Below are 9,807 nucleotides of genomic sequence, written 5' to 3' on the forward strand. Positions count from 1 at the left end.
CGGGATAGCCCAACAAGTAGGCCGGCCGCGGCACCCGTGTAGAAGAGACAGGGGACAAGCTTAGTGCTTTAGAAGCGCCCGGTCATGTGGCAGTGGGGGCTACCCGCGTCGATTTCTCGCCGCCGGTCGTGGGTGAGCGCGGCTTGGTTCGCGGCAATCTCGCCGGCAAGGTCGTGTTCGCCGCGACTACGGAGGTCACTCGCACTCTCGGAGGCGTATCGCTCGGCGGCCTGTCGGGCGCGCGTGAACGCGAGGGTCTGGTGGCCGCGCGCCACGAGGTCGACAAAGAGATTCTTCGTTTCGACGTGACCCGACCGTCTGCGTCCTGACCCGCCTGCGTCGGGGTTCTCGTACTCCGGTGGATTCCACAGCAACCAGTGTGTCTCACCGGTTCCGCTCGTGTCCTCGCCGACGAGCGCGAACGAATTTTCCCGCTCGCCTGTAATGCGCGCAGCGTGTTCGACGGGATTGCCGATAGTCGCAGAGCAGCAGATGAACTGCGGGTCGGACCCGAAGCGCTCGCAGACGCGTTTGAGTCGCCGAAGCAGGAGCGCGACGTGACTCCCGAAGACGCCGCGATAGCCGTGTACCTCGTCGATGACGACCGTTTCGAGCGACGAGAAGAACCACTCCCACAGGCGGTGTGCGTGCGGGAGCAGCGCGTAGTGAATCATGTCGGGATTCGACAGCAGAACCGTCGGCATTCGCTTTCTGACCTCGCGCTTCTCGGATTTCGACAGGCGACCGGTGTACTGGTCGACCGAGACACGACTCCCGAACCCGAGGCCGTGAGCGAGGTCCGAGAGCGTCTCCAGTTGGTCGGCGACGAGCGCGTTTTGCGGGCCGAGATAGAGCGTCCGTCCGCCGTGGTCCATCGCCCGCTCGAAGGCGGGAATGGTGTATGCGAGGCTCTTCCCGCTCGCAGTTTGCGTGGCGAGCACCACGTTGTCGCCGTCGCGGACGGCTTCGACCGCCTCGGCCTGATGACGATAGAGACGGTCGATACCGCGGTCTTCGAGGGCTGACGCTAATCGCGGTTCGAGGTCTACATCGTCGAACGCGGAGTCGCGCGCATCGAACCGACGGTGGGACTGAATCTGTCCCTCGTAGTACGGTCTAGCTCGAAGCCACTCGATGAGGTCGTCCACACGCCCACTGTGGACCTCGCCGACCTAACGCTGTCGTACTATTGTTACTTGTTCACACGAAATTCTCCCTGCGAGCCACTTTTGTTCTCTGCGCCCCGACGCAAGCATATGGACCCGGACGCGGTGCTCATCTACGACGGCGAGTGTCCCTACTGCTCTGTCGCCGCGACGGCGCTGAAGCGTCTCGACGACGTGGAAGCCATCTCTTGGTACGACGACGCCGCGCAAACGTTCTTGGCGGCCCAGTTCGAGGAGGTTCCCTTCGCGATGGTGCTCGCGGACAACAACGAGGGCCGCGTCTACGCGGGCCGCGCCGCCGCGAAAGAACTCACCGACAGAGCGGGGATGCCGGGACTCCTCGGGAGCCTCGTCCGCGACAACTACAACACCATCGCAAAAGTCGTCGGCGTCGCCAGCGGCCGCGGCCGCGACCCGGATGACGTACACAGCAGCTATCAAATGGCACCTGCCGCGACCGACCTATTCGACGTGCTCGTCGAACACGCGGAGCCACAGCCCGAGGAACTTTCGTAGCCGCAACAGCGCTTTCTGGTAATGTCCGACCCCCATCGACAGCTATCGGTCCACTCGCTCGACCCTGCCGCTCTCGGTACCGGCGACGACCCGCTCGACCTCGATGCAGCAGCTCCACCGGGAACCTACGCGCTGGTCTTCGCGGTTCCCGAGACGACTATCGAAGTCGGTGCGCTCGGTGCGTGTCAATTTCCGGCGGGCGGATACGTCTACGTCGGGAGCGCGTTCGGCTCCGGTGGGCTTCGTCGCGTCCTCAGACACCGACGCGTCGCACGCGGGGAACACGATGCTCGCCACTGGCACGTAGATTATCTCGGTGGCCACCCTGACGTCGAACTTGTGGAGGTTATCTGCGTCACCGACCGGGACGCGGAGTGCGCCGTCGCCTCGGAACTCGGGCCACCGGCAATCGGTGGCTTCGGCTCGTCGGACTGTTCGTGTAAAGCGCATCTCACGCGACACCGAGACGCAGAAACGGCCGCGTCGACCGCTGTATCGGCATTTAGAGGTGAAAATTGAGGGAGATAGGCGTCTCCCTCGTTGCCGCCTGAACCGGACCGGGCACCCCGGTTCAGGTGACAAAGCCGGTTGTCAGAGGCACCCCGGCACCAGACCGTATTCGTGCGACCTGCTTTACTTCATCTATCGCCTACGATGCTCACTGGCTGAATAATATTATATATGTCTTTTGCTCACTTTTATTTCTAAACCCTGTATTCTCCGATCTCTTAAATACTCTGACGTTTGAACGCTATCGTATGGTCCGCCCCGAGGCAGACGAGGTACCCGACGTACTCGCTGTGCGGGTCGACGTGCTCGCGGCGCTCTCTCGGCTCACGTCGTTCATCTCGGAAACCGCAACACTGCTCCCGCTCCGGTCGTTCACCGATGAGTGACCCGTCGCCGATTCCGTTCGTTTGACCCGCCGGAACCCCAATGACTTACGGGACCGACTGCGAAGCAGTGCTGATGACGACGACGTTTCCTGCAATCCCCTATCTCGAGTGGATTAGCGGGCGTGCCAGTGAGGCGACCCACGACCTCGCGACGAGCGACCTCAACGTGGCCCGTCACGATGACTCCGTCGTCCCGCCGGTTCTCGCCGACCTCGCCGACCCGGAAGACGAGACGCTCGTCGGGCAACTCGCAAGTCGATACGATGTCCCCGAGTCCTCGGTTCTCGTCACCGCAGGTGCCTCACATGCGAACTTCCTTGCCGCCTCCGCATTACTCGACCTCGCCACCGAGGTGCCTGATGATGCCGACGATGCCGACGATTCCGAGGACGCCGCTCGCCCGCAGGTTCTCGTCGAGAAGCCGGGCTACCAGCCGCTTTTGGCGACTCCCGAAGCACTGGGCGCTCGTGTCGACCGATTCGTTCGGCCGCCCGAGTTCGACTATGAACTCGAACCGACCCGAATCGACGGGGCTGCCACCGACTCGTTTGCGTACGCTATCGTCACCAACCGGCACAACCCGTCGGGGGAGCTCACCCCGCGCGCCGAATTGGCAGAGGTAGCCGACTCCGCGGCCGAAGCTGGCGGATACTTACTCGTCGACGAAGTGTACGCTCCGTACATCGACCCCGCAACAGACGGTCCGTTTGGCGGCGTCACCGCAGCGGGGCTGCCGAAAACCGTTATCACCGGGTCGCTGACGAAGTTCTACGGTCTCGGCGGTCTGCGCGTCGGGTGGCTAATCGGACCGGAGGCAGTCATCGAACGGACACGCTCTGCCTCGATGTATCTCCCGTCTGTTGCCACCCCGAGCACCAAACTCGCCCAGCGCGCCCTCCATCACGGCGACCAAATCGAGGCCGCGGCCCGCGACCAGCTCTCGACCAATCACGAACTGCTCGCATCGTTCCTTGCTGGCCAGCCGTCCCTTTCGGGTCGCATCCACGCTGGCGGGTCGTTCGCGTTCTTCGAACACGACGACTGCGACGGCGACGAGGTCGCCGATGCCGCGTGGGACCAGGGCGTGCTCGTCGTTCCCGGTCGCTTTTTCGACCTCCCGGACGCCTTCCGTATCTCGCTCGGCGGCGACCCCGGGGAGATGGCCACCGCACTCGACGTGTTCGGCGACGTGCTGGACGAACTCACAGCGTAATTCTTCGAACGAAAAGAGAATCGACCAAGCCAGCCCAGCCCAGCCCAGCCCGGTCGGCCCGTGTTGTATTTTGCCAGCCGTTGCGTCGGCGTGCGCCGACCCGTGCGTTGGTTCTGTGTCTCTCGGCGTGTCCCGATTTCGAACCGAGTGCTCGCTTACGCCTCGATGGCGTGCGTCAGCAGCTCGATTGGATGCGGCGGTTCCTCGTCGGCACCGGGCATGTCTTCGAGTTGCGTCCGGCAGGACGCGCCGGGTGCGACGACTACGTCGCCCGGACTTTCGGCCACCTGGTCGTAGAGGATGTTCCCGATGGCCTTCGACATGGAGTAGTGTTCGGCCTCGTAGCCGAACGACCCCGACATCCCACAGCACGTTGAGTCCAGCGGGTCCACGTCGTAGCCCGCGCGGCGGAGGACGCCCACCGCGTGGTGGTCCTTCTTCGTGGACTTCTGATGACAGTGGCCGTGATACGTCAGGTAGTCATCCTGCGGGAGGAACGAGAGGTTCTGGTCCAGACGGAACGTGTCGAAGTACTCCATGACGCCGTAGGAGTTGGCCGCGACGGCCTCTACGTCGTCGCCGGAGAGCAAATCGAGGTAGTCCGACTGGAACATCACGGCGTCCGAGGGTTCACAGAGGACGATATCCCAACCCTCGTCGAGATACGGCGCGAGTACCTCTACGTTCTGCGTGGCGTCGGCGCGAGCCTTATCGAGGAAGCCCTTCGAGTGTGGCGGCCGACCGGACCCGGCGACGCCGTCGGGAATGCGGACGTGGACGTTCGCGGCTTCGAGCGCCTTCACCGCCGCTTTCCCGACTTCGGGGTGGTTGTAGTTCGTGTAGGTGTCGGGGAACAACAGCACCTTGCGGTCGGCCTGTTGCTCCGCGATAGTCGACGCGCCGCGCGATTCGAACCACTCGACGAAGCTCGTCGCGTGGAACTTCGGCAGGGTTCGCTCCTTGGCGATGCCGATGGTCTTCTCCATCACCGTCCGTGCCCCGGGAATCTTCGTCATCGCGTTGGCGAGGGGTGCGAACGTCGACCCGAGTTTCGACAACGTACCGATGTTGGCGAAGATTTTGTCGCGGATGCTAGAGCCGTTGCGCTGGTGATACTCGTGCATCACCTCGGCTTTCATCTTCGCCATATCGACCTCGCTCGGGCAGTCCTTCGAACAGCCCTTACAGCCGACACAGAGGTCGAGCACCTCGTCGACGAACTCGTCTGTGAACACCTCTTCCTCCGAGAGGCCGCCGCTCATGGCCTGCCGGAGCATGTTGGCGCGTCCGCGAGTCGACAGAATCTCCTCTTCGGATGCGCGGAAGGTCGGACACATGACGCCGCCAACGGTCGACTGCTGGCCGCGACAGCCACCACAGCCGTGACAGAGTTCGGCCATCCCCTCGAAGCCGTTGTCGTTGTCCCAGTTCAGCGTGGGTTCGAATCCGGATTCGAAGTCGTACTCCGGCGAGAACCGCAGGTTCTCGGTCATGTCGTAGTCGCCGCAGATGTTCCCCGGATTGAGGAGCCAATCGGGGTCGAACGCGGTCTTGAGGTCGCGGAAGACGTTCCAGAGGTGGTCGCCGTACAGTTTCCGGTTCCACTGCGTCCGTGCGCGACCGTCGCCGTGTTCGCCGGAGACCGAGCCGCCGTACTTGACGACCAAGTCAGTCACCTCGTCGGCGATGGCCTCGAACGTCTCGACGCCCTCGACCGTCTTCGTGTTCACGAGCGGGCGGATGTGGAGTACTCCCGGGCCCGCGTGCGCGTAGTAGGATGCGAACGTGTCGTGTTCGTCGAGGATGTCCTGAAAGTCGGAGACGTACGCAGGGAGGTTCTCTGCAGGGATGGCGGTATCCTCGATGTACGCGATGTGTTTCTCGTCGGTCGTCCGCGAGAGGAGAATCGGGAGGCCAGACTTGCGCATCTTCCAGAACTTCGCGCGCGTATCGGCGTCGTGTGCCTCCATGAAGTCGGTCGCACGACGTTCTTTCTCTGTCACCGAGGCCGCCCCGTCTTCCGGGTCGAACTCGGTTCCGTCGGGGTCGACGACGCGGTCTTCGATGAGATTTGCGACCTGCTGTTTGCCCGCCTCGTCGCTGTCGGCGTAGAACTCGACGAGCAGCGTCGAGTCCGTGTCCTCGGGGAGCATTCCGACCACGTCCGCGAACTCCGCGGTGTCGCGCGCGAGGTCGAGAAGCACGTCGTCCATGACCTCGACGGCGGCGGGTTCGTGTTCGAGGATGGGTGCGACGTCGTGCATGGCGTCTATCACGTCGTCGTAGGTGAGAAGTGCGACAGAGGCAGTCTCCGGGATGTGTTCGAGCGAGACGGTCGCCTTCGTGACGATGGCGAGCGTCCCTTCGCTGCCTGCGAGAAGGCGGGCGAGATTGATTGTCCCCGCCTTCCACTCCTCGTCGATGCCCGTGTCGTCGGGCGTGCGACGCTCGCCGCGCATCTCGTCGACGAGCATATCGAGGTTGTACCCCGAGACGTTGCGTTTCAGGTCGGGGTAGCGCTTCGAAATCTCGTCCGCTTCCTCGTCGAGTATCTGCAGGACTTTCGCGTAGATTCGTTCTTCGAGTGTGCCGTCAGCGTCGCCGCGCTCGCGGAGTTCGTCGACGCTCATTTCGCCGAACGTCGTCACCGTGCCGTCAGCGAGAACGACTTCGAGTTCTTCGATATAGTAGTCAGTCTTGCCGTACTTCAGCGAGTGTGCCCCTGTGGAGTTGTTGCCAATAGCGCCACCGAGCGCGGAGCGGTCGCCCCACGCCGGGTCGGGCGCGAACTTCAGCCCGTGTGGTGCTAACTCCTCGTTGAGTTCGCCGAGTCGAACGCCGGTTTGAGCGGTCGCCGTCCCCGTTTCGGGGTCGATTTCCTCGACCTCGCCCATGTAGCGAATGAAGTCGAGAACGACCGCCTCGTTGACCGTCTGCCCGGCGAGGCTCGTCCCGCCGCCGCGGGGCAAGACGGGAATCTGCCGCTCGTCGCAGTACTCCATCACCGCCGCCACGTCGGCCGTCGATTTCGGCATGACGACGCCGATGGGTAGCTTCTCGTATGCGGATGCGTCGGTTGCGTACAGTGTCCTCGTGTAGGTGTCGAATCGCACGTCGCCCTCGACGATGGATTCGAGGTCTTCGACCAGCCCTGGCCGTGCTACGTCGTCGTTGACGTAGTCGAAGTCGCCCTCCAGCGAGGGGTCAGCGGCCGGTTCGTGCGTGTTGGATGCCATTGATTAGCTCTCTTATAGTGTCGGTTTGCGCGAAAGGTAAAAGGCACCCGGGAACGGGTGTTTTTCCTTCCCGTTCGTGAGCGGTTCGACCTGCAAGCAGCCACCGATTAGAACACGCCGGGGAACAGCACGTAGCTGAACAGCAGCGTGAGAATTCCGGTAGCGGTCCCGTAGTACAGAAGCGGGATGAGTTCGAGGCGGATGACCCGACCCTCTTCGCCGACGAGGCCGACGACCGCGAGCGCGGCGACGACGTTGTGGACGGCGATGAGGTTCCCGATTGCACCGCCGACCGCCTGCGCGCCCAGCATGACGGTCTTCGACGTTCCGATCTGGTCTGCGACACCGTACTGGAAGGTCCCGAAGAGGATGTCAGAGACAGTGTTCGACCCTGCGAGGAACGCGCCGAACGCGCCTACGAAGGCGGCGAAGAACGGGTAGATGCCGCCAGCGATGCCGGCCATACCCTCGGAGAGGACGATGAGCATGCTGTCGCTGCCCGTTGCCGCGCCCGACTGGAGCATGATTTGCACCGTCGCAACCGCAAACAGCAGCGCGACGACGGCCGGGGTGACCTTCTCGATGGTTTCTGCCCACGTCGCTTTGACCTGCTTGCCGTCCATGCTGTGGAGACCGATGGTGATGGCGTGGACCACGAGGAACACCGCGCCGGGCAGGTAGAGGAGTGCGAAACTACCGCTCAGACCCGTACCCAACAGGTCCCCCGACTGGATGACGAGGTTCGATTTCAGGAACCCCGTCAACGGGGTGAAGACACGGGTCAGGACGAGGAGTCCCGCGACGAGGACGTACGGCGTCCATGCCTTCCAGAGCGGCATCTGCTGGACAACGCCACCGTCGGCGGCGACCGCACCGTCGCGGTCGCTCGTTTCGCCGGGTTGGATGTCACCGACCCAGTGGTCGGGCCACGACGACTGCGGTGCGAAGTCCCACTCCTCGTCGGGGTGGAAGAAGCCGGCCTTGAGCGCGGAGACGGTCAAGAGCAGTCCGACCATCGCGCCCACGAGTCCGGGGAAGACCGGACCGAGGAAGTACGCCGTCAGGAAGTACGGGACGGAGAATGACGCCCACGCGAAGAGCGTGAGGGGTAGCACTTCGAGTGCCGGCTTGATGGACTTCTCCTCGCCGAAGAAGCGCGTCATCATGGCGACGCCGATGAAGGGAAGCAGAATGCCGACAGCGACGTGATTCATCGCGGCGAAGACGGCGATTTCGCTGACCCACTGTTCGACGCCCATGCCCTGTGCGTCCAGTGCGGTCGTGATGACCGGTACGTCGTCGAAGATGTCGATCATGCCGATGATGAGCGGCGTGCCCACCGCCCCGAACGTAATCGCCATGAGGTTACCCGTGAGGGCGACCACGACGGCGGCCAGCGGCGGGAAGCCAAGGCCGACGAGGAGCGGACCGACGATTGCTGCCGGCGTGCCAAACCCGGCAGCAGCCTCGATGAACGAGCCCATGAGGAACACAAGCAGGACGACCTGCACACGGCGGTCCTCGCTGATGGACGCGAATCCGTCGTTGATGGAGTCGAACGCGCCCGTCTGCTTGAGCGTGTACAGGAGCAAGATTGCCCCGAAGACGATGTAGAGGATGTTCGACGCGGTGATGAATCCGTTAATCGTCGCGGCGGCAATCCACGTCGGCGTCATGCCCCAACCGAAGAATCCTGCTACTATTGCTACGCCCAACGCGACCGGCATCGCCCGCGTCGCGGGCCAGTACCGACCGACCATGAGATACGCGATGGTCAAAAGTGGCAACAGCGCGATAAGTACATTGGTTGCACTAACCATGTTGTACACCTCCACAGTTCGTTCCAGCCTGTGCCATTCCAGCTTCGTGCCTGATGCGGTGCATCGTGGAATCTGATACAGATTGATTGTGATATATATCTATCGTTCGTCGCTATTCATGACAGTTCTTTACTTCGTTCTCCCTCTGACCTCGAACTCCACTTCACTCGTGTGAATCGACCCAAATAGCGCGTTAAACACACGAATTTGGGCGTGACACTGTTTATCGTGGCTATTCACGAATTCGGATAATTTCGCAAACGAGTCGTTGAACTTAACCACTGTACACGTGTGAACCGGCCAATTCACACGTATTGATTGGGATTTCATTGGTGTGTAAAGGCTTATGCCCTCGTATGCAAAGGATAATTCATGGAGGATGAGTCTCGCGCGCGCCCTCGAAACGAGCACGGACAGTACGTGGGTCGCATCCCTCTCGACGCGGTGTTGGAGGTATTCGAGGCTCGGGACGACGCCGCACGACCGCTCACGGCGACGGACGTAATGGAGGAACTCGACTGCTCGCGCCGAACGGCACACAACAAGCTGAACGAACTCGAAGAACGCGGTGACCTCGCAACCCGGAAAGTCGGTGCCCGAAGCCGCGTCTGGTGGATTCCGTTGACTGGGGTTTCAGACGAACGTCCCGCCACGCCGGCGGGTGAATCTCGTTTAGACACCACTACCGGTGGCAATCCTGTCGCCGACGAATCGGACGACAACCTCGACCACCCGCCAGCAGTCTCGAACGCCATCGAACGGGCGGATTTGCCGGGAAGCGGCCCGATGCTCGACGCCCGGCGGGAAGCACTTTCTGCCGCCTACGAGTACCTGACCGACCACCCGGAGGCGAAGAAGGCGGATTTCCTCCGCGACGTGTACTACGACTATCCGGCCGGCTGCGAGTCGGCCCGAGGCTGGGGGAACGCCATCCAGCCCGCGCCGAAACCACTGCCGGGG

7 protein-coding genes and 1 pseudogene are annotated in these 9,807 nt (G+C 62.7%); 5 read left to right on the forward strand and 3 right to left on the reverse strand.

All coding sequences use genetic code 11. From position 1 onward, the window contains the following. Window positions 1-101: 101 nt before the first annotated feature. Window positions 102-1,148 (reverse strand): annotated as a pseudogene (locus tag QT222_RS12740) (DEAD/DEAH box helicase); the annotation flags it as partial. Window positions 1,149-1,256: 108 nt separating this feature from the next. Between QT222_RS12740 and QT222_RS12745 the strand changes: the two are divergent. The 4 genes from QT222_RS12745 to QT222_RS12760 all read left to right on the forward strand — a co-directional run bounded on the left by QT222_RS12745 (window position 1,257) and on the right by QT222_RS12760 (window position 3,791). Next, window positions 1,257-1,682, forward strand: coding sequence for a DCC1-like thiol-disulfide oxidoreductase family protein (locus tag QT222_RS12745; protein WP_004056553.1), 426 nt, complete (start codon window positions 1,257-1,259; stop codon window positions 1,680-1,682). 21 nt (window positions 1,683-1,703) lie between these two features. Beyond that, the gene (locus QT222_RS12750) at window positions 1,704-2,201 is read left to right on the forward strand and encodes a GIY-YIG nuclease family protein (RefSeq protein WP_004056555.1); all 498 of its coding nucleotides are present in this window, start codon (window positions 1,704-1,706) and stop codon (window positions 2,199-2,201) included. A gap of 239 nt (window positions 2,202-2,440) precedes the next feature. Beyond that, entirely contained in the window at window positions 2,441-2,578 is a 138-nt protein-coding gene (locus tag QT222_RS12755; protein ID WP_491477391.1) for a hypothetical protein, read from the forward strand. Window positions 2,579-2,651: 73 nt separating this feature from the next. Beyond that, entirely contained in the window at window positions 2,652-3,791 is a 1,140-nt protein-coding gene (locus QT222_RS12760) for a pyridoxal phosphate-dependent aminotransferase (protein ID WP_491477395.1), read from the forward strand. Between the two features lie 155 nt (window positions 3,792-3,946). Here the strand turns inward: QT222_RS12760 and QT222_RS12765 are convergent, their stop codons facing one another. Both QT222_RS12765 and QT222_RS12770 read right to left on the reverse strand, forming a co-directional pair. Next, the gene (locus QT222_RS12765; protein ID WP_491477392.1) at window positions 3,947-7,027 is read right to left on the reverse strand and encodes an FAD-binding and (Fe-S)-binding domain-containing protein; all 3,081 of its coding nucleotides are present in this window, start codon (window positions 7,025-7,027) and stop codon (window positions 3,947-3,949) included. 107 nt (window positions 7,028-7,134) lie between these two features. Further along, entirely contained in the window at window positions 7,135-8,847 is a 1,713-nt protein-coding gene (locus QT222_RS12770) for an L-lactate permease (RefSeq protein ID WP_491477393.1), read from the reverse strand. A 372-nt stretch (window positions 8,848-9,219) separates the two neighbouring features. Here QT222_RS12770 and QT222_RS12775 point away from each other — a divergent pair. After that, window positions 9,220-9,807, forward strand: a 588-nt coding sequence (locus QT222_RS12775) for a helix-turn-helix domain-containing protein (RefSeq protein ID WP_491477394.1), incomplete at its 3' end; no start/stop codon positions are given.

The organism is Haloferax sp. s1 (assembly GCF_058382125.1).

Bases quoted from the DNA above. Each gene is read 5' to 3' on its own strand.
- QT222_RS12745 (WP_004056553.1), top strand. From the start codon at position 1,257: ATGGACCCGGACGCGGTGCTCATCTACGACGGCGAGTGTCCCTACTGC.
- QT222_RS12750 (WP_004056555.1), top strand. From the start codon at position 1,704: ATGTCCGACCCCCATCGACAGCTATCGGTCCACTCGCTCGACCCTGCC.
- QT222_RS12755 (WP_491477391.1), top strand. From the start codon at position 2,441: ATGGTCCGCCCCGAGGCAGACGAGGTACCCGACGTACTCGCTGTGCGG.
- QT222_RS12760 (WP_491477395.1), top strand. From the start codon at position 2,652: ATGACGACGACGTTTCCTGCAATCCCCTATCTCGAGTGGATTAGCGGG.
- QT222_RS12765 (WP_491477392.1), bottom strand. From the start codon at position 7,027: ATGGCATCCAACACGCACGAACCGGCCGCTGACCCCTCGCTGGAGGGC.
- QT222_RS12770 (WP_491477393.1), bottom strand. From the start codon at position 8,847: ATGGTTAGTGCAACCAATGTACTTATCGCGCTGTTGCCACTTTTGACC.